Origin of the sequence: Shinella sp. CPCC 101442, assembly GCF_024704725.1 — a bacterium.
Taxonomy (GTDB): domain Bacteria; phylum Pseudomonadota; class Alphaproteobacteria; order Rhizobiales; family Rhizobiaceae; genus Shinella.
In genome coordinates, this window is the sequence record NZ_JALIQS010000008.1 from 129,425 (window position 1) to 153,573 (window position 24,149).

17 protein-coding genes are annotated in these 24,149 nt (G+C 57.1%); 6 read left to right on the forward strand and 11 right to left on the reverse strand.

The window, feature by feature from the left end:
• Positions 1–411: 411 nt before the first annotated feature.
• Positions 412–1,872, forward strand: coding sequence for a sensor histidine kinase (locus tag MUO32_RS24140; RefSeq protein ID WP_257950924.1), 1,461 nt, complete (start codon positions 412–414; stop codon positions 1,870–1,872).
• On the forward strand, positions 1,873–2,241 hold the full coding sequence (locus MUO32_RS24145) for a response regulator (protein WP_257950925.1): 369 nt from the start codon (positions 1,873–1,875) through the stop codon (positions 2,239–2,241). It abuts the gene before it with no gap.
• A 118-nt stretch (positions 2,242–2,359) separates the two neighbouring features.
• Here the strand turns inward: MUO32_RS24145 and MUO32_RS24150 are convergent, their stop codons facing one another.
• Positions 2,360–3,505, reverse strand: coding sequence for a site-specific integrase (locus MUO32_RS24150; protein WP_257950926.1), 1,146 nt, complete (start codon positions 3,503–3,505; stop codon positions 2,360–2,362).
• Between the two features lie 190 nt (positions 3,506–3,695).
• On the opposite strand from MUO32_RS24150, the gene MUO32_RS24155 reads away from it, so the two are divergent.
• On the forward strand, positions 3,696–4,850 hold the full coding sequence (locus MUO32_RS24155; protein WP_257950927.1) for an RHE_PE00001 family protein: 1,155 nt from the start codon (positions 3,696–3,698) through the stop codon (positions 4,848–4,850).
• A 105-nt stretch (positions 4,851–4,955) separates the two neighbouring features.
• On the opposite strand, the gene MUO32_RS24160 is transcribed toward MUO32_RS24155, so the two are convergent.
• The 3 genes from MUO32_RS24160 to MUO32_RS24170 all read right to left on the reverse strand — a co-directional run bounded on the left by MUO32_RS24160 (position 4,956) and on the right by MUO32_RS24170 (position 10,253).
• A complete protein-coding gene (locus tag MUO32_RS24160; protein ID WP_257950928.1) occupies positions 4,956–6,878 on the reverse strand; it encodes a UvrD-helicase domain-containing protein in 1,923 nt (640 codons plus the stop codon).
• A gap of 93 nt (positions 6,879–6,971) precedes the next feature.
• Complete coding sequence (locus tag MUO32_RS24165; protein WP_257950929.1) at positions 6,972–8,627, reverse strand: SH3 domain-containing protein; 1,656 nt, start codon at positions 8,625–8,627, stop codon at positions 6,972–6,974.
• Positions 8,628–8,918: 291 nt separating this feature from the next.
• Positions 8,919–10,253 (reverse strand): response regulator, encoded by a 1,335-nt coding sequence (locus tag MUO32_RS24170; RefSeq protein WP_257951001.1) that lies wholly within the window; start codon positions 10,251–10,253, stop codon positions 8,919–8,921.
• On the opposite strand from MUO32_RS24170, the gene MUO32_RS24175 reads away from it, so the two are divergent.
• Positions 10,206–10,340: a DUF1403 family protein gene (locus MUO32_RS24175; RefSeq protein ID WP_257950995.1), complete on the forward strand. Its 135-nt coding sequence runs from the start codon at positions 10,206–10,208 to the stop codon at positions 10,338–10,340. The two genes, MUO32_RS24170 and MUO32_RS24175, sit on opposite strands and share 48 nt — an antisense overlap.
• Before the next feature lie 51 nt (positions 10,341–10,391).
• On the opposite strand, the gene MUO32_RS29420 is transcribed toward MUO32_RS24175, so the two are convergent.
• Positions 10,392–10,541 carry a hypothetical protein gene (locus MUO32_RS29420; RefSeq protein ID WP_374708714.1) on the reverse strand — a complete coding sequence of 50 codons (150 nt, stop codon included), beginning with the start codon at positions 10,539–10,541 and terminating at the stop codon, positions 10,392–10,394.
• Here MUO32_RS29420 and MUO32_RS24180 point away from each other — a divergent pair.
• Positions 10,494–10,751, forward strand: a complete 258-nt coding sequence (locus MUO32_RS24180; protein ID WP_374708718.1) for a hypothetical protein — start codon at positions 10,494–10,496, stop codon at positions 10,749–10,751. The two genes, MUO32_RS29420 and MUO32_RS24180, sit on opposite strands and share 48 nt — an antisense overlap.
• 28 nt (positions 10,752–10,779) lie before the next feature.
• Here the strand turns inward: MUO32_RS24180 and MUO32_RS24185 are convergent, their stop codons facing one another.
• Positions 10,780–14,379 (reverse strand): ATP-binding protein, encoded by a 3,600-nt coding sequence (locus MUO32_RS24185; protein ID WP_257950930.1) that lies wholly within the window; start codon positions 14,377–14,379, stop codon positions 10,780–10,782.
• A 274-nt stretch (positions 14,380–14,653) separates the two neighbouring features.
• On the opposite strand from MUO32_RS24185, the gene MUO32_RS24190 reads away from it, so the two are divergent.
• Entirely contained in the window at positions 14,654–17,497 is a 2,844-nt protein-coding gene (locus MUO32_RS24190) for a TrlF family AAA-like ATPase (RefSeq protein WP_257950931.1), read from the forward strand.
• A gap of 652 nt (positions 17,498–18,149) precedes the next feature.
• On the opposite strand, the gene MUO32_RS24195 is transcribed toward MUO32_RS24190, so the two are convergent.
• The 5 genes from MUO32_RS24195 to MUO32_RS24215 form a co-directional block, all read right to left on the reverse strand.
• Positions 18,150–19,223 (reverse strand): GSU2403 family nucleotidyltransferase fold protein, encoded by a 1,074-nt coding sequence (locus MUO32_RS24195; protein ID WP_257950932.1) that lies wholly within the window; start codon positions 19,221–19,223, stop codon positions 18,150–18,152.
• Positions 19,224–19,436: 213 nt separating this feature from the next.
• Positions 19,437–20,459 carry a ribosome small subunit-dependent GTPase A gene (gene rsgA / locus MUO32_RS24200; RefSeq protein ID WP_257950933.1) on the reverse strand — a complete coding sequence of 341 codons (1,023 nt, stop codon included), beginning with the start codon at positions 20,457–20,459 and terminating at the stop codon, positions 19,437–19,439.
• A 646-nt stretch (positions 20,460–21,105) separates the two neighbouring features.
• Positions 21,106–21,954, reverse strand: a complete 849-nt coding sequence (locus MUO32_RS24205) for a DUF3800 domain-containing protein (RefSeq protein WP_257950934.1) — start codon at positions 21,952–21,954, stop codon at positions 21,106–21,108.
• A 258-nt stretch (positions 21,955–22,212) separates the two neighbouring features.
• Positions 22,213–23,490, reverse strand: a complete 1,278-nt coding sequence (fabF, locus tag MUO32_RS24210) for a beta-ketoacyl-ACP synthase II (RefSeq protein ID WP_257950935.1) — start codon at positions 23,488–23,490, stop codon at positions 22,213–22,215.
• 45 nt (positions 23,491–23,535) lie between these two features.
• On the reverse strand, positions 23,536–24,120 hold the full coding sequence (locus MUO32_RS24215) for a TetR/AcrR family transcriptional regulator (protein ID WP_257950936.1): 585 nt from the start codon (positions 24,118–24,120) through the stop codon (positions 23,536–23,538).
• Positions 24,121–24,149: the final 29 nt, after the last annotated feature.

The window sequence follows — 24,149 nt, forward strand, 5'->3', positions numbered from 1 at the left end:
CCAAACTCATACGGTCCGGGATATTCTTATTCTGCGGTAAACTCTTCGGTGACGCCCCGCTGCCGAAAGTAAGCCTGTATCAGTTTTCTTTATTTGCTGTGCGCGACAAGAGGGCTGAAACGGGACGTCGGTGGCTATCGACGGGCAGCATGGATGCTTGTTTGGCCGAGAGCTGCCATGCGATCGCATGACCTCCAGCCAGAAAGCTCAAGTTGAACCGTGCATACGTCCAATCCGGAGGGCTCAAACGCTGCAGACGCAATCCAGAAACCGCGTCAGCAGAGGGCCGAAGTAAGTCTCGGAACGGAAGGAACCGATGGCGGACTTTGGTATTTTGGAAAGCAAGACGAATGACCTAGAAACCAGTCCGTCGCCCGCTATCTATTTGCCTATCAATTTATGGGTATCCTCATGACCGTCACCAATCCCGATTGCGGGAAACTCTTCCGCGATCGGGATTGGTCAATGACCCCGCTTGGTCCGCGTGAAGACTGGAGCGTCGAACTCAAGACGCTGACCAACGTGATGCTGGGGTCGCTCCAGCCCATGCTCATCGTCTGGGGACCTTCTCAAACTACCTTTTACAATGACGGCTATGCGCAAATGTGCGGGAACCGGCATCCTGCCGCCTTCGGCAGACCTTTCCGCGATCTGTGGCATGACATTTGGGACCAGGTCGACTCTATAATAAGTGCTGCCTATGCGGGTCACGGTACGGCTATGGATGACATCGAATTCACGATGCATCGAAAAGGCTACGCTGAGGAAACCCACTTCGCGTTTTCCTATACCCCTGTTCGCGATCCCTGGGGGACGGTGCTCGGGATGTTTTGCGCCTGTACCGAGATTACGGCTCAGGTTGCGATGGCGAGAAAGGAGCGGACGCAACGCGAGCGCTTTATGCAGGTGTTCGAGTTGAGCCCCGGCGGCATTGCCATGCTCGTCGGCCCGGACCATGTTTTCGACTACGCCAACGAGGAATACTACACCCTCATCGGGGTTGGCCGCGATATCATCGGCAAGTCCGTGGCCGAGGCTGTAGTCGAAGTTGTTCGGCAAGGCTTCATCGGCATCCTCGATACCGTTTATAGAACAGGCGAGCCCTTCATTGCGAGAAGTCTCCCGGTCGAGCTCAACCGTGGTCCCGAGGGCGAAAAACAACGCCGCCTTCTCGATCTCGTCTATCAACCGATGCGTGACGATATCGGGCAGGTAACAGGTATTCTGGTGCAGGCAAGGGACGTTACCCAGCTCCGGGCCGACGAGGAAAGGCAGGCCGTCTTGTCGCATGAGCTCGGTCATCGGCTAAAGAACCAACTCGCCATGGTGCAGGCGATTGCTTCGCAGACGTTGCGAAGCTCCCAGGACATATCAACGGCGAGGCGGCGCCTTTCCGAACGCATTACCGTTCTGAGCGAGGCGCATGACCTCATTCTCGAGGGCGGCAGAGGCGTATCGTCTGTCCGGCAACTCGTCGCGCAGATGACGGCACTCCACGACGATCTGCACAATCCCCGCTTCCGTGTCTCAGGCCCCGACCTGAAAATAGGTTCGAGACCATCGCTTTCACTTTCGTTGATCCTGCATGAATTGGCCACAAACGCGCTGAAGCACGGCTCTCTGTCGGCGTCGTCCGGCAGGGTTGACCTTTCCTGGCGTGTCGCGGGCGAAAAGCGCGACCGTTTCGAGATGGTGTGGGTGGAGAAAGGGGGGCCGTCGGTATCAGCGCCAGAAACAAGAGGGTCGGGAACGCGGTTGATCTCCGCCGGTTTAAATGGCGCTGCCGATAGCTTGGTTGAGATTGAATTTGATTGCTCGGGAGTTCGGTGTCGTATCGTCGGCGATCTCGAAAGCTTCCAGAAGGAGCATTGAATGGCAGCGCGCTCCATACTTGTCGTGGAAGACGACGGCCTCATCAGAATGGACCTCGTCGACACGCTCTTGGACGGTGGATTCGAAGTGATCGACGCTGCAAACGCTGATCAGGCCCTCGCCCTCCTCGAAAAGCACCCTATGGTCGGAGCCATCCTCACCGATATCGACATGCCCGGCTCAATGAACGGACTTGGCTTGGCTAAAATCGCGTCGGAACGTTGGCCCGATTGCCGGATTATCGTGATCTCCGGTCGCTATAACCCCAACCAGGGGGCAATGCCCGAAGGATCCCTCTTCCTGTCCAAACCGATATCGGTAGAGGGTTTGGCAGCGGCTCTTCAAGAGATGCGCATCACTCCGCGATGATTGACCAACACATGTTTCTCGCCGCGTTTAAATAGCGCGAGTTCGCCTTGCCGCCGGTTGTCGGTTCTAGCGGCAAGAAAGGATGCCTAAGGTCCCAATTCCTTGGAGGAAGATCCTCTTAACCTAGCATGCTGGCAGCTCGCCCGGTCCGACGTGTAGCGCTGTTATAGTAGCTGGACGCCTGCTGAACCGAGCGATGACGGGACTGCTCCATCGCTTCAGGCAGGGGAACACCGCGGTTCGCCGCCTCGGTCAGATACCCTGATCGTAGCCCATGCGCCGAGTAGTCTCCTGGCTCTAGTCCTGCCATCGCGACGCGCTGCTTGATGATCGCGTTGATCGACTGCGGATCGAGCGTCCGGCGTGAGACCGTTCCCCATCGACCGATCGCCCGAAACACGCTGCCACTCTCGATCTTCGCCGCCGCGATCCACGCATTGAGCGCCTCCACGGGGCGACCGGTGAGATAGACGATCTCGTCCTCCTCGCCACTCGTCGTCTTCGTCCGGCCGAGATGGATGGCGAGTGAGGGGAGGGGAGGGCCATCGGGCACCACAATCGGCGGTTCGACGGAAAGTTGCTCTCGGCGAAGGCCGGCGATTTCGCTGCGCCGGCGACCACCCGAGGCGAAGGCGACCATCAGCAGCGCCCTGTCGCGCAGATCGCGCAGGCTGCCGGAGGCGCAAGTCACCAGCAGGCTGGCCAGCACATCGCTCGTGACCGCCTTGGCACTTTTGCGACGCCGCGGCCGCGGCACGGCGCGAACGGCAAGACGAATGGCGGATTTCAGGGCAGGGGAGGCGAAGGCGCCGTCCAGGCCGCGCCAATGTGTCAGGGTCGACCAGTTGGCCAGCCGGCGGCGTACGGTCGCTGGGGCGTGCGGACCGACGGCTCTGAGAAACCCTTGTTGGCGCAGGTTCTCGTCGACCTCGGAAGGCATGCCGTGATCGGGATCGCTTTTGCGCCGTTGCGGATCCCACAGATGATGGGCAACGAATTTTAGGAGCAGCGCTTCGGGCACCGGCCAGGGTAGGGATTTTCCCGTTGCCGCCAGCGCCCAGGCCTGCAGATAGGCGAGATCAGACGTCAGTGCCCGAAGGGTATTGTCGCCCATGCCCTGGTTGACGAGATGGCGCAGCGTCTCGACATCCTGATCGCTCAACAGCTCGGCCAGTTCGTCGCGGCGCTCGATCGGGAGGACGGCGGCGATCGTGTCGAGTTCCTCGGCGCGCCGTTCGATGGCGGATTTTTGCACGGGCGGCATTTTGGCTCCAAAAACGGGCGGTTCTGGCGTGTTTCAGGCCGGTAGCGAAGGCCACTTTCGGCGATTTGCGGCGCGAAATCAATCTACCATCGATAACCTATACTTATCGATGGTATATAATCGAACCTGCAATCATACCCAGTGAGGAACTATAACTTATAGATAGAGTTCCTTTAGTAAATCATTTACATTGATTTCAATGTCTTATGATCTCGCGAAATTACCCATCCAGAGCCTGCTCAAGCCCGTTTTCGAGGCGGGAATCGCGCTCGCCCGGCTCGACGAGCGCATCGCCCGTTCCGAGGTCGGAAACGGCTTTCTCGAACGCCAAAATTTCGCCGATGCCTGTGCCTCGCTGTGGATCGACGGCGAGCTCGTCCATCTCGAGGACCTCGTCCTGCACGACGCCAGCCATGACATCCGCACCCCGACCCACGAACTGACCATCGCCCGCGATGTCCTGCGCACCCGCCGGCGGATCGCCGCGCAGCCGCCAGGCTGGGCGCTCAGCCCCGACGGCCTCCGCAGCCTGCGCCGGCACAATGTCGTTGCCGGGCAGGCGTGGCCTGCAGCATCTCTGGGCGACGGCGCCGTCGAGAGCGAAGCCCCCGCGTTGGATGCCGATCTGGCTGGAGAAGGGGAGGGGGAGCACATCGATGACGGTGCCAGCGCGCTCGACGCCGAGCTGGCCGCCATCGATGCGGTGTTGGCGCGCTCGGAAGCGGTGTTGAAGGAGGTGGCCGCGCCGACAGGTCGGTCTCGGGATCGTGACCCACTCGTCTACGATTCTGACTGGGACGAGGATGTGCGGCTCGACGAATGGCGCGGCGTGTTGCGACAGGCTGAAAATCTGCCGCCGGTGCTGCAGGCGATCGTCGCCCTCGATGCCTGGAACAAGCTCGAGGTGTTGCAGCACGCCCCGTGGCTCGGGCGGCATCTCGCGGCCTCGATCCTGGGCCAGGCCGGCGTCACCACAGGCGTGCATCTCGCCGCCATCAATCTCGGCCTGAGAACCATTCCCGTCGACCGGCGTCGGCATCGGAGCCGCGAGATCCGATTGCTGGCTATTGCCGACGGACTGATCGCGGCGGGCGAGATCGGGCTGAAAGAGCATGACCGGCTGGCACTCGCGCGAAAAATGATGGAGCGGAAGCTGCAGGGGAGGCGGGTCTCGTCAAAACTCCCCGAGCTCGTCAATCTCGTGATTTCGACGCCGCTCGTTCATGCCGGGACGGTCGCTAAAACGCTTGGGGTCACGCCGCAGGCGGCGCGACGGATTGTTGGCGAGCTCGGGCTGCGGGAGATGACGGGGAGGGGGAGGTTTCGGGCGTGGGGTATCGTCTAACAAGCCCTTGCTACTGTGGATTTCTTCTTGAGCTTGGGCACGCTGGGAGGAGACTACGGTGGGCGGAGGGGTGCCAACATCATCGCCTAACGATTGATGTTGAAGCTAACGCCTAAACAGCCATGCGAGCAACCCTTTTCGGACAGGCACAGCGGTTGGGCGTGGTGGATCGGCGCTGCGAACCTCTGGGTTTACGCGCCGTGGTTGTTCAGGCTTGGCTGAGTCTGTATGCGCCGACACCTGCTTCTCCATTGAAGAAGGTTGATGTCTCTGCTGAGGTACTTCGACCCTCTCGCGCTGCGGCGTGATTCCGCGTTCGATGAACTCGGTGATCGGGTCGGGAATCTCTAGCTGCTCCTTTGCCCTCGTTAGGGCAACATACAGCAGACGAAGCTCGGACGGATCGGGTCCTGCCTTGTTTTCCCCGGACGGGCTGCTCCTCAGGAAGTCATCCATGAGCCGGACACTTTTCCATTCCCGCCCCTTCGACTTGTGAGCTGTGGAAATAACGAGATCCGCACCGTCAGCTTCCACCGTGCGGCTCAACGCCCACATGAGCTGCTTCTCCCCCCTGGTTTCCACTAGGTTCACGAACGTGACTAGATGCGCGCCTTCATCCGTCCGGGCAAGCTCCACCACTTCCGCCCAGTTCTTGAAACCAAAGAATGCCGGGCAGCTTGTCGGCTCGCCTTCTTTCAGGAGCTGGACCCCTCGGAGCATCTCCATCAGCTCACTCTTGTCGCCGACAAGATGGGGCCGCTTGCCCGCATCCAATGCTTCGATCACAGCGGTGATCGTCGTGGCATTTGTCCTTGCGAGGATAGCGTCAGGAGTTCCACCTCCGATCCGGCTCCCGATGGCCGGGTTGCCGCGCACTGGGCGCGTCTCCCCCAGTCTGACCCGCATCTTGGTCGCCAGCTCAGCGATGGCATCCCCAAACCGGAAAGATGTCGTGAGGTAGGTACTGGCATCAGTTTCGATCGCTTCCATCGCGTTCACTGCGCCGCGCCACTCGTAGATCTGCTGGTACTTGTCTCCGACATAGACAAGTTGCGCCCGTTGCCTTTGCAAGACGTCGAGCACGACTGGATTGGTATCCTGCGCCTCATCCAACATGATGTAATCGGCCGCGATGATCGGGCGCGAAAGACCCCAAAGCTTCAAATATCCGTCATGGCCCAAGGGAAGGGGATCGCGTTCGGACAGCATTCTCCCCCAGACCTTGCGCGCCCCGTCGAGTGCGAATTGCGTGACCTCCGCCAGAACTTCATCGGGAGCGACCCGAAGCGCTCCGATCGTGGGAACGTGCTGAGGACCTATTTCGTCGTCGGCACTCTGGGCGTAGCGCCGGATAGTCTCGATGTACAGGTAGCCCTGGGAGTCCGCGTTAACAGTGTACTTGTCGGCGAAACGGCGGCGCTTCAAATCGAATACCTCTACGAGAAGCTTCGCAGTGCACCTGTTCGTCATCTTGCCGATGTCGGACTTGTATCCGGCCGGGGCAGCACGGAACGCCAGACTGTGCGATGTGGAGCAATCAACCGTGTCCGCGAACTTTTCCTTCGCATCACCGACAATGTTCCGATTGAACGCGATGTATTGTCCCTTCGCACCTGTGGCGTTCGAAAGAAGTTGGAGTGTGGACGTCTTTCCCGTCCCGGCGAATGCGTTGATCTTCAGAGAACTTCCCGCAAGGAACGCGTGGAGTACCACCTTCTGCTCGTCGGTCGGCTTGAACTTCGACTTCGCGCGGGCGCTTGGCTTGGAGTGAGCCGCTCCATTTTTCCTTCCGGCACTTTTAGTAGCCTTCGAGTGACTCGCGGCCTGGAAAAAATCCTCTTGTCGGGCAGGAATCTTCGTTATCGCCCTTTCGACCTTTGCTTTGAGCCCCGGGGTTTTGGAGTTCTTGTTTCTAAAGCCAAGCTCATGGTCGAGAAGCTTGAGATATTCCGCGTCCTTTTCGCGTTCGGCTTTTCGGAAGATACCTTCCAGCTCAACAAATGACATCGAAATGAACGGACGCTGCACGATTGCGGTACTCTACCTAATAAGGTGATGGAATATCAGCCAACAGATCTGGCTGCACAAGAAGCATGGTCTGGTTTATGCGTGGGTATACGGTCATGGCTCGACCATGGTGGAATTTGCCATCCACCCCAAGGTGTTTCCTCCGACGCGAACACGGCTCCATCCGGCATCAACCTCCAGAACGGTAACCTCAATCCCTTTCGGAACGACCGTAAGCACCGGAAATGACGTGCCGGCACCTTCTCGCAGGTTCACCGCCGTCTTCGTGATGCGTATAGTGGCGTTGCCTGACTTCTGGGAGGCAGTGGTCTCCGTCGGATCGAGGGTGGTGGTTTCCGAGGCTGGGACCGCCACTGGTGTTTCCACGGCAATCGTGGTCTCCGGGCTGGGGTCGACCTTGGAGTCAGTGGTGAGAGTGTCCTTCTTCTCCCCGGCGGACAACCTATTGGAATTTTCTGCGACCAATACAGGCGGAAGCCCAGTATCTGCCTTCTTGTTGTCGGGCCGGAATATAACCGCCAGAACCGGAAGCCAGATTACCATGGCGAGGAGCGCCAATGAAGCGACTTTCCAGGATTCGCGCTTCCGCTCCGTGGCGGGCATTGGGACTACGGCGGCGATATCGTTTGCAGAGGGCGGGGGCAATGCGGGTGAGGTTCGCCCGCGTGGAAGTTTGCCGAGCATCCGGCAACCTTCGACAAAGGCAGCGGCAACTCCGGTACGGGAGAATTCTAGAAGCTCGTTTACACCGCTATTGCTCGTGAAGTGCATCGCCTCGTAGAGGCAGATCGGGATTTGGCGGTTATTTTTAAAGCGGCGATCAGGACCACCAGACTTGTTTGGATGCGCCCAGGTGTGATCGACGACCCTCGCGTCGCTCGGCACGCGCTCGGTCTCGATAAATCGTGAATCCTGCCAGCGGACATTCAGGTCGGTGTAATTGACGGCGCCAACCCGGCTGCCATCCTGCACGAGGACGATGTCAGGCATGAAGAACAAGATCTGCTTGCCCACATGCAACGCGGGCGGGGTTAGGTTGCTCTTGATCACGGCCGGAAGCTTATATGCGAGCGTGGTCGCCTTCCGGTTGACCAGATGGGAGGCACCGGCGTTGCGTTTCCAGGCCGTCAGGCTCTGAACTGCGCCACCCGCTTCGATGTGCCATTTGGCGGCGCATCCGCTCAGGCCGTCAAAACCTGCGGCAAGCCTGTTGTATGCGGTCTCCGCATCTCCTTCGAGATCATAATAGAGCACCGTTGTCCGGCGATAGGAATCGAACCAGTTGCCAATCGCATATCCCGGTAGGGCGAAGATGCAGAGAAACAGGCCAGGCCCGCCCGTCGCCATCCCGGCCAGTACCCCGATCACAATAGCGGTCCAGGCAAGTGCTGCAGACATGCGGGTCTGTGCGGCCTTCGAGTTTATCTCGCTAAGCAGCTCCGAGAAGGCCTCGTCCTGCATATGCATAACATCGCCGGAATCGATCTCGATCATCGCGACGTCGTTGTTGTCGAAAGTGGCCTGAGGTGACGGTGATCGCTGCTGAGGGACTGCCGATGGTCGGCCCCGCCCGGCATTGCCGAGCGTTGCCCGGTAATAAAGCCCGCCGCGGCCTGCATAGATATAGTGGCCACGCGGGCCGCTCCCAACTCGCAATCCTTTCACGCCGACCGAAACGCCCACTCCACCCTTGGAAAAATTGAAGCGAAACGGGCCTGCCGATACCGATTTACGAATGTAGAATGGCAAATGTGCCCCCACCCCAAGTCGCTCTCGTCTCCCAAACTGCCATAAGAGAGAGTGTGTGGCCGACTATCGTGCAAGATGTTGTATCAGGCAAGCGTGCAATCGATAGGGGTGGTAATATGTGCCTTGGAAATCGGCAGAATTGCCTTGTGACAGACTTGAAGATGGTGGAGGGGACCTACTGCGCTAGCTCATTGAGAGGTGTCTTATCACCCCTTTGGAATCGTGCGTGCGGTCTACCGTCTCAGCTCATCGCTCACTAAGTTCGCGTGATAGTGCGAGGGCGGCTCAGATCTATCCTTGAGGCTTTTGCCGATCTCGCGAGGCCCGCTCGGACAGGGTTCTGTCGTAGCTCTGCTTGACAATAGTGGCCAGGGTCTGGAGATCGTACGGCTTGACCACTAGGTGCGTCGGCTCTGGCTTCGGTCCGGAAAGAAGCTTCTCCGGGTAAGCCGTGATGAAGATCACTGATGCATCCGAGAAGGACACGATCCGGTTCGCGGCGCCGAGGCCGGAACTTCCATCGGCAAGTACGATCTCCGCGGTTATCAGGTCGGGTTTCAAGCGTGCAGCGAGATCGACTGCGTCCTGTTCTGTTCGAGCAACGCCACCGACAAGAAATCCCTGCTGGTCAAGGAAGTGGGAAAGGTCTTCCGCAGTCCTCGGCTCGCTCTCGACCACCAGTGCTACAGGCCGAAGCTTCTGCAGGGCTGAGAGCTGCCTGCCCAGTTCCCTGTTTACGGAGGTCAGCTTTGCGATGTCAGATGCGCGCGCGCGGTTCTCATTCTCGATCCTGTCGAACTCTCCACGTTCCACTTTTGGTGAGGAAGGCATTCTGCCCAGCGCTTCAGGCAACTCCTTCTCCCAGCGCCTCCGCTTGCGGTCGAAGTGGTCGTTGTCATGCCCTTCAATGCTCACGACCTCCAGGACTGTTTTGCGCACGGCTTGCAGCATTTCGGCATTCGTAATTTCCCAACCCTGCCGAAGGCCGAGGGTTCTGGTCACTTCGCTGAAGGCTACAGGAGGGACAACGATGGGCAACGGTGTCAAGGACTTCACCCAGGTCGCTCCGACTTCCATCAGACAGAAGGCGCTGTCCATGTAGGACGGTGTCATGAGCAGGATGACCAATTTGGGTTCCTGGATCTGATCCCGCATGTCGACGTTGAAGTCGTGGGTCAGCGGAACTCCGTAACCCGGCAGGCTGGAGCAGAAGATCGATCTCGGCGGTACGCCGATGGCATCGACGAGCAGATCAACCACCATTTCCGCAAGATGTCGGTCGGCTACAGCGTGGCTGACGAATATGTCCCGCATCAATTGGTTCCCAAGGACTCCGAGTGCGCTATCAGAGGCAAGAAGCGCGGAGGTTTCAAGTCTAATCGATAATCCTAGCAAACTGACGGGCAGATCACCGCGGCCGTAGACCACGCCGGCGATGCGCTGCAATCCGGCCGGCCGGCGCCGGTCGCTGCCGTGGAACTTGTCACAGCCATGCATTCCGTGCGGCCGGATGCCTAGCCGCTCGCCTATATGCTGGCCGATCTGCTGATCGCCGCGCTGCTGAAATGGAGTTTTGCCGTGCCGGTGCTGATGGCCGAGCGCTACGGGTCGGCCTTCAATACGCACCGGGGCAGGGGCCGCGTGCGCCCGGGGGATCCGGCCTTTGCCCGAGCCCTCTGCCTTGCCTTGGTCGAGGAAGCAAGCGCGGCCTAGCGCACCGCCTTTGACATCGCCCGCCGCGCCGAGACGCTAGGCGCCGCGGCGTCAAAGGTTCGCACGAAGGGCGCCGGCGCTATCCGACTTCGAGGCCATGGTGCTGATGGCCATGCGTATTTCCAGCCGATCACCCGCGGCGACCTGTCGAAAATCTTCGGCAAGGAGGTCAGCCGCGATACGATACCCAGCCTGCGCCATGCCAACTTCTTCGCCTCCGGTCCACGCAGCCCGACGTCGGGCACTCTATGCACCTATGTCACGACGAAGCACTTCCTGTCGGCCTTCGGCATGCAGACGTTGCGCCATCTGCCAGATGTCGAGGCATTGAAGGATGCGGGGTTGCTCAGCCGGCAGGGCCTTCATACCGAGCAACTCCCTAGCGAGGTCGGCGACGAGGAAGCGCAGTAAAAGCTGCCTCCGCGAAAACGACTTGCGGTTATCCTTCGGAGGAGTGGTCCTTCCTAAATGTGTTGATCCGAATGCCGCCGAAGATCGCTGGCGCGAATGAAGATATAAGGCGTCGTTCAACTAGCCAGGTGGCGAGGGCCTCATTCACTGGATTGCTGTCGATCTTCGGATATCTTCCATACTCGGCGATGTCGCGATAGGGAGAAGGAAAATTCTGTAGAATTTCGCGCACCTCTGTCGTTGAAAGCACGCTGTGCAACTTGTTGAGAAGCGAGATTTGCAGTTCTTCCGGGCGAGAGTTCAGAATGATCGCTCGAACATATTCCGGTTTATTGTCCTTCGCTTCAATTACTGAACGATCAAGAATCGGCCCGATGGCCGACGCAAGAGACGGGCTGCTGACGATGAGGTCGGGTTCAATGTCTGCAACCACGATCATCTTTTGCGGGTCGCTAATCCCGGAGTTCAGCAACCTCTCGCGGATCGCGATGTCGATGGGGATCTCGGTGCGTTTTGCGAGGTAGTCCCCGAAGTTGTGCTCTATGAAAAGCGCCTTCAGACCCTCGTCCTCAATCTCGCCGACGTTTTCAGCGGAGAATTCGACTTTGCGCTCTCTGATCAGAATCTCGATTTTTGTCGCTCCAACTTTTTGAAGAGCTTTGAACGGTCTCGGTAGCTTCCTGACGTATGAGCGATAGGCGTCGTCTGGCAATACGTCGTTCGCGATGAGGTACTTCCGTAGAGGGTAGGCGGCGTCGCCATCAGGAACAGTGTTTTGAGACAGCTCGGCTCTCACGTCGTGATCTTGGAGGTAGGCCATCAGCACCTCGGGTTTGTAGCCCTTGCCGGAAAGGTAAGCCAAGCAGTTTTCCCAGGAGTTGACGATCTTCTTCTCGAGAAATAGCGCCGAATGAAACTCAGTTGGTACGCCGTCGAGAGAAGACAAAACGGCTGTCTGCATGGTGAGAAATGCCGCGCGTTGCTCCACTGCCACGTCATCTCGATTCAGCACCTCAAATATAGCTGAGGCATCTTCTCCCGTGTTTCTTTCGAGCTTGAGCAGGACGTTGCGGATATAAATCTCGAAGGCGGAATCAAGCCGCTTCAAAAGCGGAGCGTAAGCGGCTTCACGCAGACAGGAAAAGTTTCGGCTTCTTAGATCGTCGAGCTTCGGGTACCTGACCACTTGCTCCATGATCTGTGCGACGTTGCCGACAGTGATCCGATAAAGTCCCCCCGATGCCACGTGCTCAAGTACGCTTTTAAATCCAACGAGGGTTGAGATGTCCTCGATTTGAACCCCAAGAGCGCTTAGAATGTCTAGGTCGAACGAGATGCCTTCGTCGAGAATCCTACTCAGCTGCTGCGCAACGAACCGTGCCATAGCGACGCTACCAGGGGATCCCTTCGTCAGCGCGCCGTTTGGTGCGTATGCAAGAATTCGGGCCGCGTGCGAAACCGCCGAGGCTCCCTTCAAGGCGAGAACAGGGAAAGCGGGTGATTTGCGGATCAGCCTCGCGGTCAGCTCATCTACATGCGCCCCGCGCTCGTAGTAGCTTGAAAAGAAGTCTTCGCACCCCGGAACGTCAGTCAGAATAAACTCTATGGCGCTATTGGCTTGGGACGAATATTCTTCGGCGTTTTCCATGAGGAAATCGATCAAGAAGCGGTTGAGTACGTAGGTCCGTCCGAAGTCCTCCTCGCGCATCGAGGCAATAACTTCAGGGATATTGTCTAGCTGGAAATCAGGATCGGGTGTTGTGAAACTGCGGATCTGTATTAGGAACTTATTATCGTTGAGCGACAGTCGACCACCATGAAACAGGGAAGTGTACTGATAATAAGTGTCATCGAGATAACCTTCCAAGATTAGGAATTTCAGGAGGTCACGGCTTTCACCGACGTCGGCGAAGACCTGATCGATTAGAGCAGCATTGTCTCTTACAACTTCGTTGAACTTCCGGGTTCGCAATGAGGCGAGACGGGCCTTTAGTTCCTGAGACCTCTTTGCCGCCGCCTCCCTGTAATCCGAAGACTTCTGCTCGATTAGCGATTTACGGTGCGCGAAGGTCCGGGTCGAGTCGACTTTGGCCTCAACCCCACGAAGCTCGATATCCGTTCTATAACCATTCACGTTCCGCGCTTTAATTGAACCGGACGAGAGAATCGCCTCAAAGTCGGGATCACGCGAGAGCTGAAGCAATGCGATTTGGCCGCTTGGGGTCTCAAAATGCGTATATTGAATCGGAACGAGTTCGATTATTGCCAGAGCGTAGATCCCATGCAGCTCATTGATGTCCCTGATGGAATGGTCATCGCTACGAGCGAGCTCAGCTTGTATTGCGCCAAGCTCAGAACGGATTTTCTCCGCCGCACTCTCCACGAATTCGTCATATCGCTTTAGGACGTTCGAGAGCGCACCTTCCTGTCGATGCAGCGCGGCAAAGTCCTTGGGTATCACGTTTTTGTAGATGAGAATTGCAAGGAGCTTGTTCGGGTCTAGCGCTCCATCTCCCTCAGCCCGTAAGTTTGACGCGTAGATCGTGTACTCATTGAAAATATTTCCGATAAGTCTCAGATCAGCGAGGTATCGTGATACTTCGCGAATGAAGCGTCTGTCGAGCCGCGCATCGAGATCGATTCGCTGGGAATGTTCCAGCACCTTGTCGATTGAGTTGGAGTGGTTGATTATCGGTATAACGGGAACGATGAACTCGAAAAACTTGGTCCTGTCTGTGTTGAGGAATATGTCGTCACGTAAAGCATAGAGAAACCGAATCCGACGGTGTACGTCTGCGTTCTCGTTCACAAGCGCGTTGATTTCTCTCAAGGTGACGAAAATGTCTGGTGTATCAAACCGGTCGAGATCTTCTATCACCACGAGATCGTAGTCCGTAGACTGAAAGAAATAGATGATTTCATCAAGATGCTTATTGAGGATCGAGCCTTCGTCGGCGGCATTTGGCGCTATCTCAATGTCCTTGAGCGAGATGCTTTTCAGCGAGAGACCAAGACTTTTGAGATAAATGCTGTGAACTGCGCGCCAGAAAAATGCCGATGCGAGTATAAACGCGGAAATATTGAACCAGTTCGACCAATCAAACGGCTTGAAGAATTTTGCTGATAGAATATCAGCTTGGCTGGTGACAACATGTAAGGCGGCGGCAATCCCGAGGCAGGCAGCCAGGGAGCTTATCGGTGACCATTTGCTTGGGGCTTGAATGCGCTTAAAGCGGGACAGCGGCAACTTGTCGGAGTCTGCCCCATAAAGGATCTGTTGGAGAATACTCCTTTCAATCTCTTGTTTGCTAACCTTCACTCCAGGTACTTCGCCTTCCGGGATGAATGAGGCTAGCGAAAGCTTGAGATGTCTCCTCGGGTATGTGAGCAGAAACGATTTTATGACGCTGCTTTTGCCCGAGCCGTAAGGCCCGGTAAGCGCGATGTTGAACACCTCCTCGTTGTTCGTTGCGAACGTCAATGCCCGACGATAGATTCCGCTTTCGTCCGCGTTGCTGGTTGGCGCAAGATCAACGAATCCGGTCTCGTGTGATTGCGGATCGGACTTCCGGGAAAAGAAATTCCAGATCAAAGAAAATGGGTTCAAAGCGTTACGTCCGTTGCTCATTCCGGAATGTCAAAGCTCGCGAGTGCAGCAGCTATTTTGGGACGTTATATATTTTTCACATGGTTGCAACTTATCGGTAAGTCGTGCCCTTCCGATATCCCGCATAGTTTGAGCACTGGGATATGTCCAGCGACGCGGCACGTCGTCATATCAGCGGAGATCCACCTCACCGACAGATCTCGCTCATGCGCGGCGAGACCAAATATTTGGTCCGAATTTTTTCCTTGGCAGGTTGGAATGCGGCGCTACTGTTCAGGCCAATGGGAGGACCAAAATGCATCAACTCGGACATCACCCCGGTACCGTCTGGCAACGTAGCGATCTCCAAATGCACACGCCCCGAGATGGGAAATGGATCGGGAATGAGATTGAATCCGACGATACAGCAGAGCTTCTATCAATGCGCTCAGCGTGGGCGAGAAAGCTGATCGAACACTGCCTTAGTGCAGAGCCCCCGGTCACCGCGATTGCCATCACGGATCATCACGACTACTGCATTGCCGAGGTGGTCCGTCTTGAGGCCCAGGGTTCTGGACTGACTGTTTATGTGGGCGTCGAGGTAACGTGCAGCGATAACGCACAATGCCTAATCGTGTTTGACCCTGCCACGAGTACAGACATAATCGGAAAGGTTCTGGCTGCTCTGCCCGGTGTCCCTCCCCATGCGGACCATCATTCTCGCGGCCCATCAATAGCTCACGCAAATCTCAGCGTCGCTCAACTGGCCGAAATGCTCGAGAAGAATCCGCTGTTTCAAGGTCAGTATCTGTTGCTCCCTCATTTTGGCGATGGGAATGCGCACAAGACGCTTAACGTCCCCAGCACTGGACCCCGATTTGCGGCTCTGACATGCGAGGGTGTATATGTCGAAAAGCCCTACTCCGATCTGGAATCCGGAACCCTAGAAAAGCTCAAGGGAGCTGTCGCTGAGTGGGGAAGACGTCGGCGCGGCGTGGTCGTCACAGGCGACAACAGGAATGACAACTTTGAGCGCGTGGCTGCTCATCCTTGCTGGCTCAAGTTAGGGGAACCAACGATCGAAGCCCTTCGGCAGGCCCTGTTGGCCGACGAAGCGCGGATTGCTTACGCACTGCCTCGGGAGCCGTCCGAGCGCATCATCGCATTGCGTGTTCAATCCGCACTCACCGGAGAAGCTCCGCTTGATATCACTTTCAATGCAGGCTTCAACGCGCTTGTTGGCGGACGTGGCACGGGAAAAAGCGCTATTCTTGAATATCTCAGGTTTGGACTTGCGCGGACAGATGCTGACATTCCTCGTGCTGACGGGGGCACTGAGAACAGCCGAGGCGATGCGCTGATCTCGCAGACTTTAATTGGCGGGTTTGTCGAAATCGAGCTGGAACGCGAGGGTGTTGCGGAGACATGGCGACGGGAGCTAACCACCCGAGACTTTATCCAATGCACTGACAAACAGGGCGTGATTACACGGCTGACTCTTGACGCGGCAAGGGAGCGATTCCGAGCCCGAGCATTTCGCCAGAAGGGATTGTCGTCGCTCACCACTGATCAGGCGAATGCATCAGATCAGGTTACCGGAATAGCAGCGGCAGAAGCGCTAGCACGCAGGCGCGAGGTTGATCGATCAATAGGAAATGCGAAAAGGACGGTTGCCACCGCTCTTCAGCAGCTTGTCTCCCATTGGCAAGCGACTCTCGAAATAAATCAGGCCGCAGCAAGAGTTGCCGACCTAGCCCAGCGAGTTCAATCGCTGAACACGCTGCTCGCTCAAGGCGGAGTGTCGGACGAGCACCTGCATGTCATTGAGACGGCAGGTATCCATGCGAGGGTAAATGGGTTTTTGGAGACAGTGTCTGATGCGCTTTTGTCAGAACAACAGGACATTCCAAGCAGCTCGCGCCTGGAAGTGACAATTCCTGAAACAATCTCTGAAGTGGAGTTCCCTCACATCCATAGTCTCGCGAAGGCTGTAGACAAAACCAAGGCTGAAATTGCAGCCGCTTACGACACTGCGCGGAAATCACTGGAGGAGCTGCGGACGGCCCTACACGTCGTGAGGGATCAGCAAGATGGACTGGACGTCCAGCTGGCAACACGGCTCTTGGACGCGAACGAAGCGCAGACTTCCCACCGGACGCTCATTGATGACAGCAAGCGTTTGGGCATTGAACTAGGGGAGGCTGAACAGGGACTGAGACGGGCTACCGCTAGGACACAGGATACGAAGGCCTATGAAGTTGCGTTTAGGAAGGCGCAGTTGGATATCATTGAGTTGCTGAACAACCGCCGCCAAGTGCTGGCCGATGCTGCGGGGCAGGTGGCAGGAAAGTCGAGCGGCCTATTAAAGGCAAGGCTTGGGAAGGATAAAGCCCCGACAGAGTATGTGAGCGCCCTGCGTCGCCTCACGGAAGGCGCATACATTTCGGACGCTGAGCAGAAATGCAGCGACTGGGTTAAAGCTGCACTTGCGGCTGACGAGCTCGCTTGGACAAAGATCAGCGCCGAGCTTCTGGCTATTTACAGTCTAAAGATTGCTGCAGGTTCACCGACGGAGCCCGGGAACGACATTGTAACCCGCCTGCGCAATGTGTTTTTCAGCGGCGCGGGGGTGACGGACAGACAGGCAGGCCGTATCTATCTCAATCTCTCGGACAGTACATTGGCGGATGTCATTTCAGCGGTTCCGCAGGACCGCATTGTTATGACCTATGTTGACGAGAGTGGACGGGAGATGCCCTTTGGGCAGGCTTCGCCGGGACAGCAAGCGTCAGCGCTTCTGGAACTTCTGCTTCGACAATCGGCTGGAACGCTCGTTATTGATCAGCCGGAAGACGATTTGGACAACAGGGTGATCATGAAGATCGTTTCGTTGGTCCGGTCATCAAAATCCAACCGGCAGCTGGTCTTCACGACCCATAACCCGAATATCGTTGTGAACGGGGACGCAGATAAAGTCATAGCGTTGAAAACGCGGGAGGCACAGGCCGGAGGCAAGTATGATGGCCCTGTGGTTAGCCTGCAGGTGGACGGCGCTATCGAAACCGCAGAGATCAGGAAATACATTACCCATCTGATCGAAGGTGGCCGCGAAGCGTTCGATCTTCGCAGCCGTAAATATGGATATGAGGCTGAAAGGTAGGGTGAGTGTTGAATATCGCCGGGATTTGACCCGGTTTGTTGGGTTATCGTAACCCACGCGTAGCTATAAAATTGCTTTTAATTCCAAACTTTTGAGTCGCTTCAGCAGGGGCAAGGCCAGTTGAAAAACCGGGTCAAATCCGACCGATCTTCAACAATGGGTGCTCCCGGCGCCCCTCTTTTCTATTGATTGGACTAGTGCTGACTCGACCTCTTGAAAGGAAGACTATGCCTGCCTTCAGGCTCAAACCTACCGTGCTCTCTGAGCGACATCGAGGGCTCAAAAAAAATGCATCACCGCGCGAAGTGACGACGATTCAATAAGATCGCAGAACCAGTGTAGGGATCGACGGTTCGAGTCCTTTCAAGAGCACATTGTGATCTTTGCACGAGCTATGACGGGATATCAGCATCGAGAGTGTCAGAATCTTGCTGCCGCTATCGGTCTTGAAGTCAGCCGGATTGCATCCGCCATGTAGTTGCAAAGCCGATTATTTGAGTTGGTACTCCGGGTTAGAGCGATATCCAGAGCTCGATCAAGGGAAGTTCTTCGGTTTGTGCAAGCACCTCAACTTTGCGATCGAAGGGACGCGCCGGGTTTCTATTCGCGGGGCCGTCGAAGTCAGTAGGCTTGGATTTCCGAAGCCATCTCCCTAGACCCTGCCGACTTCGTCGGATTTCACCCCGAGGGCGTTCGCCAAAGCCTCCTTTCCCGTGTCAGGCATCATCTTGAGCCCGAACTGGATGCCATCCTGCCACGCCGGGCCGCGATCCCATGCTTCATTATAGGCATCGGCAAGCAGATAGCCTTGCTTCGTCGTTTGTAGCGCCTCACAGAGCAGCGAGGCTTGCAGGAGGTCCTTGTCCCGCTTCGCACGTCCGAGGCCATCGCTGCGCCGTCTTGAGGCCACGATGAGCTTATGTACAGCGTACCTTTCGGGAGCAGGAACGTGCACGCTCACGCCCTCCCTATGCAGCAGCACGGTCCTGACAGGCTCGTAGATGAGGTAATCCAAGAACCGGAGGTTCTCCGCCGACGCGCCACCGAGGGCAGGCATGGGGGAGGGCTTGCCCGTGTGTTCGTCCGATCCCCGGTTACCTGTCAGGAACTCGACGCGGTAGGCGACTGAGTTTATAAAGGCGGCCACCTTTGCCTTGTCGGCTTGGTGCGGGACCGCCCGGAATGTCGAATCGACCGATTGCAGGACTTCGAGGATCGGCGGAAGGCTGTCCTCGACACCCGCTGAGATCGCGAAGTCCTGCGCAAAGTCCGCATCGCCCGTCTGGATGGCGGTATTAGGGAGTCGGACGCCGAGCAGGCCCGAATAGCAGCTAAAGGCCACAGAGCCGATCAGGACCGCACGGAGACGGAAGAGGCCAGCGTCCGCGAGGGCTTTCGTAACCTCGCCCGCAAAACGATCAGGGGAGGCCATGCCGCCGCTACGGAGGAGCATACCGACGAGCCGCCGACGCTCGCGGATGTCATCCTTGACTTCCTTGTGGGCTTTCACTCGAGCGGAGATGTCGGCATCATCCTCGGGGCCGACATAACTGCGCTTGTCCTTGCCTCCGGGAGTGGGGAGATCGAAATACCAATAATTGCGGCCCTTGACCGGGACTGTCACGAAACGTCCCATAAGGGGAAAGTCGGCTTGGAACTGAGCGTCGAATGTTCGCTGCGCGAGTTCCGCGAACGCCGTGCGATAAATCAGGTCGACTTGTTTCATCGCCCACGCCTTCCGTTATAATGAATGGGAGAAAACATTATAACTCGCTCGCTCTTTGTCAATCGATTACTCAAAATTCCCGGCAAAAGTTGCCGTTATAATGTTTCGGCGACAAAATTATAACGGCATGAGAACGTGGCCTTCCCAGTGGCCGGTTAAATGGAAGGCGTTCAACGGGTCGACAGTTCGATTCCTTTCAAGGCGAGCTGACCTTCAATATTTCTGCTTTCGAACAATTTTGTTGCCGCGAGGGCCGCTGATGGTCGGTGTTCTATCCCGGTTCTCAAAAACAAGGCTTCGCCACCGTTCAACGCGGTCGGCGGCCAAAGTGCCGCTTTTGACAGAAGCCTGAACTGCGCAGCCCGGTTCATGCACATGGGTACAATCTCGAAATCGGCAAAGCGGCGCCAGTTCCACGATGTCGGCATAAAGCGTGTCGATGCCATCGGTGACATCGCTGACGTAGAGCGTCCTAATTCCTGGCGTATCGATAACCCAACCGCCACCGGGAATGGCATGCAGGGATCGCGCGGTCGTGGTGTGACGGCCTTGCGCATCATGTTCGCGAATACTGCCGGTTTTCTGCTCCGAGCCATAGGCAGGACCGGTCAGCGTGTTCACCAGCGTCGACTTTCCGACCCCGGATGATCCAACAAGGGCGATCGTTTGGCCAGCACCGCACCAGCGACGCAGAAGAAGGCTTACATCGGTGGAGCGTCCATTCAGTGCAATGACAGGCAGGTCACGCTGTAGAGCCTCGGCCTGCGTCTGGAAAAGGCCAACGTCGTCAGCGGTGTCAGCCTTTGTCAGCACGACGACCGGGTTGCTTCCTGCCTGGTTGGCCATGACGAGATAACGTTCCAGCCGGTCAGTGTTGAAATCGGCATTGCACGATGTCACGATCAACAGTGTATCGACGTTGGCAGCAACGAGTTGCTGGCCACGTCCGACCTCCGGACGTCTCTGAAAAACGGTTTTTCGATCGAACCGGCGAACAAACATGTCAGACGACGGATCGGCTAGTACCCAGTCGCCTACCGCAAAATCCGCCGTGTTGGCATTGGCTGAAAGTTCCAGCTCGACTGGCCCTGCAACACCGATTGCCTCGATGCGTGCCCGGTGGACTGATGCGACACGCCGTGGCACGAGGCCTTCCTCGGCAGGCTTGATCTGATCTGCGAAGAAATCAGACCAACCAAGCAACTCCAGGGATGTGGGAAGAGGTGCGTTTGTCAAATTCCGCTTCGCATTCACTGAGGGAGCTTACTGATGGTTTTCACAGGCCTTCTACCTAGCCGCAGTGCCGTTCTCGCTTTGGCAAAGAGTTCGCGTAAGCAGCAGCCTCGCCGGAATAGGGGAAAGGCTCCCCCAAGTGACTGTCGCCGTCGGAAACCTGGAAGGCAGGCCCATCGATCTCGATGATCTTATACCCATTCACGTATTCAAACTTTTGCGTTTTCCAACCCATAAATGCTCTCCAGCTTCGGTCCAATGTTTCCAAACCTGAAGATGATGTCCGACTGTCATTCTCAGCATGCTATTGCTCTAACATGTATTCGCACAAAAGACGAATTCGTCGCCGCCGGTTCGGTCCCGCTCAAGGCGGAGGCGACTAACGCATTTCGGCGTGTCGCCAATGAACTAGAATAGGTCACCCGCTTCGTACACGGCGGCGTGGTACGCTTGGTCCCGGCGATGAATTTGCCCACGGCGGCGGCGGGCCGGATTCACGCGACAGGCCAAAGCCGATCGTTCCGCGGGACATGTTCACGCCCGATCTTCATATCGATACGTTGAAGGTGAAGAGCCGGAATCTTCACTGAAAAATGCTCAAACCGGGCGTGTCGAGGGAGTGCATGCAGCTCAAAAACCGCTTTGATCCTCAGGCGTAGAGACTTGGGATGCGGCGGCAATAGTTTTCGGCGTTGGCTTCGGAAAAGGGTGAGCTGGAACTGGAAGCGAAGCGAGGCGCGCCTCTGTCTCCGGCGAAACGTGACAGCGCAGACCTGAGACTGGCCCGATGCCATACCGGGCAAAGTAAGGCCTTATGAGGTCGTAGCCACATGAGGTCGTAGCCACGCTGGTCGCCTGACTGAAAGTGACGGAAAATCCAGTAGGCGATCAAATCCGCCATCTGAATCAGGCGCGATGCCTTCGAACCCAGAAAAAGCGGGACTTCAGCAAAGTTGCGAAGTTGGCCGTTGGCATGCCCCACGTGCTTAAACACATGAGAGAGGGTTTGGATTTTCTCCTCATAGTTGCTCTTGTCAAGGATGACCAAGCCGCGCTGGGGGTTCTTTTTCTTATAAAGCGTCTTCAGATAGTCATCAAAACACGAAGCCACCTCTTCGAAGCTCCGAGCCAGAATATCGTTCGGAGAGAAGAGCTTCTTTTCTATGACGCAGGCATAGACCTTCAACTGCAATTGCTTGTCTGCCAGTAGCGACAAGATATCGACGACGGCTTGAACTCTGTCGCTGGGAGGCACACCTTTCCAGGTACCGTTGCCCGAACGCATTGGGTTTCCATGGAACTCGATTTCTCGAGGATTGGTTGAGCTGAAGCGCGCCGCTACAGGATCTATCTGGGCTTCCAGCCAATGCGTTTGGCGCTCGAATATGCTAAAGCCTGCAAGGACAAAGAAGTCGGAGCTTGGATCATGCGAGTGACCAGACTCGTCGAGATATAGTAGATGCAACGAATCCCCCTGAAACGAAAAAGCGGACCGCATGCGGTCCGCTCCAATTCGGTAAGCCGAGTGAAACAATCGTTCAACGCACCGACGGATCAGCGCTCTCGACTATGCTCAATATATATCGGTTACGCGTCGGCTTTTCAAGAGGCGGCTCCGCATGGCTCACAATCGCGAACGTCCAGCATTCGCGGCCTCAGGTCGTCTGTGTACCGCCTCCTGCAGTTATGGGCATCGACTCTGACCTGATGACCGGAGCGAAAAGAAGGCAGCATCAGGTATCGTTTACGCTTGAGGTCATGCCGCTTTTGCCGGCCAGCGCCTGAACAGTGCGCTTGCGTTGACGCCGCCAAATCCAAAGCCATTGGTGATCGCGTAATCCAGGGCGACGGGCAGCGCTTGGTTTGCGACGAAGGCTATGCCGTCACCTGCGGGATCGGGGGCATTGAGATTCAACGTTGGTGGCGCGATCTGGTCCTGGAGTGCCATGATCGTGAAGATGGCCTCGAGCCCACCGGCGGCGCCCAAAAGATGGCCGGTCGCTGATTTCGTACCGCTGACAGCGAGATCAGATCGCGTCCCGAATACAGTCTTGATTGCTTCTATCTCGCCGCGGTCCCCGACAGAGGTGGAGGTCGCATGCGCATTAAGATGCCGGATCACATCGGGTGAGATGCCGGCCTGCTGGATGGCGATCTGCATCGCTCTCGCAGCGCCCGACCCGTCCTCAGGCCCGGACGTGATGTGATGGGCATCGGCCGTCGTGCCGTACCCAACAAGCTCCGCCAGAGGTTCGGCGCCGCGTGCAATCGCGTGGCTTAAGGCCTCTATCACCAAGACACCGGCACCTTCGCCCATCACGAAGCCGTCGCGCAGCATATCGAAAGGCCGTGAGGCAAGCTGTGGGGTGTCGTTAAATCCTGAAGAGAGAGACCTGGCCGCTGCGAACCCACCCAGGCTGACGGTGTTGATGCAGGCTTCGGTTCCGCCACAGACGGCGATGTCGGCCTCCCCAGCCCGGATCATGCGCGCTGCGTCGCCGATAGCTTGGACGCCAGCCGCGCATGCCGTAACCGGTGCGCCAAGCGGGCCCTTGAAGCCATGGCGGATCGATACCTCACCCGCCGCAAGATTGACAAGGAACGACGGGATGGTAAAGGGCGAAAGCCGGCGCGGCCCCTTATTGTCAACGGTCCTGACCGCTTCGGTTATCGCAGGAAATCCGCCAATCCCTGAAGCAATGATCGTCGCCGTCCGCAGGCGCTGTTCTTCGGAGCCGGGCTTCCAGCGCGCCTGCGCGATCGCCTGATCGGCCGCGGCGAGCGCGAACAGAATGAAGCGATCGACCCTTCGTTGATCCTTGGGCGCAAAGACGGTGTCGGGGTCGAACCCGGCTTCGGAGTCTTCCTCAATCGAGGGCACAGCACCACCCACCTTGGCGGGAAGGTCACCGACGACGTCATCCGACAGACGCTGGATACCTGATTTTCCCGAGACGAGCCTTGTCCAGGAGCTGGAAACAGTGGCACCGAGCGGACTAACCGCTCCCATGCCGGTAACGACGATGCGACGCATGATAACTCCAAACTGATGGATTGGTGGAGGAGGGAATGGCGCGCCCTAATCGTCGGTGATGGGGGCCACCCGACGGACTTCGTTTGTTGCCGCTTCGAGTACACGGTTGGACATGTCTTCATCAATCATGATCCGTGACAGCGTGACCGCGCCGACCAGAAGTGACAGAACAACCATCGCTTTCTCGTCGGCAGGAATTTCACCATCACCCGGCATCAATTCCTCCAGCACCTGCAGATGCGCTTTGATTCCGTCTTCGAACGGCGCACGGATCTCGGGGCTCTGGCGAGCGGCATCCGCGCCGAGCGCAACAAGAGGGCAGCCATCGCCCTTTTCTCCCCGATGGCCGGCGGACAGGTAAAACTCGACGACAGCCCGAAGAGGATCTGCGCTGGATGCAGCGACGGACGACCATCTGCGGGTGGCACTCTCCATGGCGCGCCTTGAAGCCAGCGCAGCAAGATCGTCTTTCGATTCGAACTGCTTGTAGAAGCCGCCCTGCGTGAGGCCGGCACCTTTCATCAAATCCTTCAGGCCAATGCCGTCAAAGCCACGTTCGCGAAAGAGCCGGCTAGCGGCATTGATAACGGCTTCCCGATTGGCTTCCGCCTGGACTCGGCTGACTCTCATCTCCGTCTCCCTTTAGATTTCGTTTGACA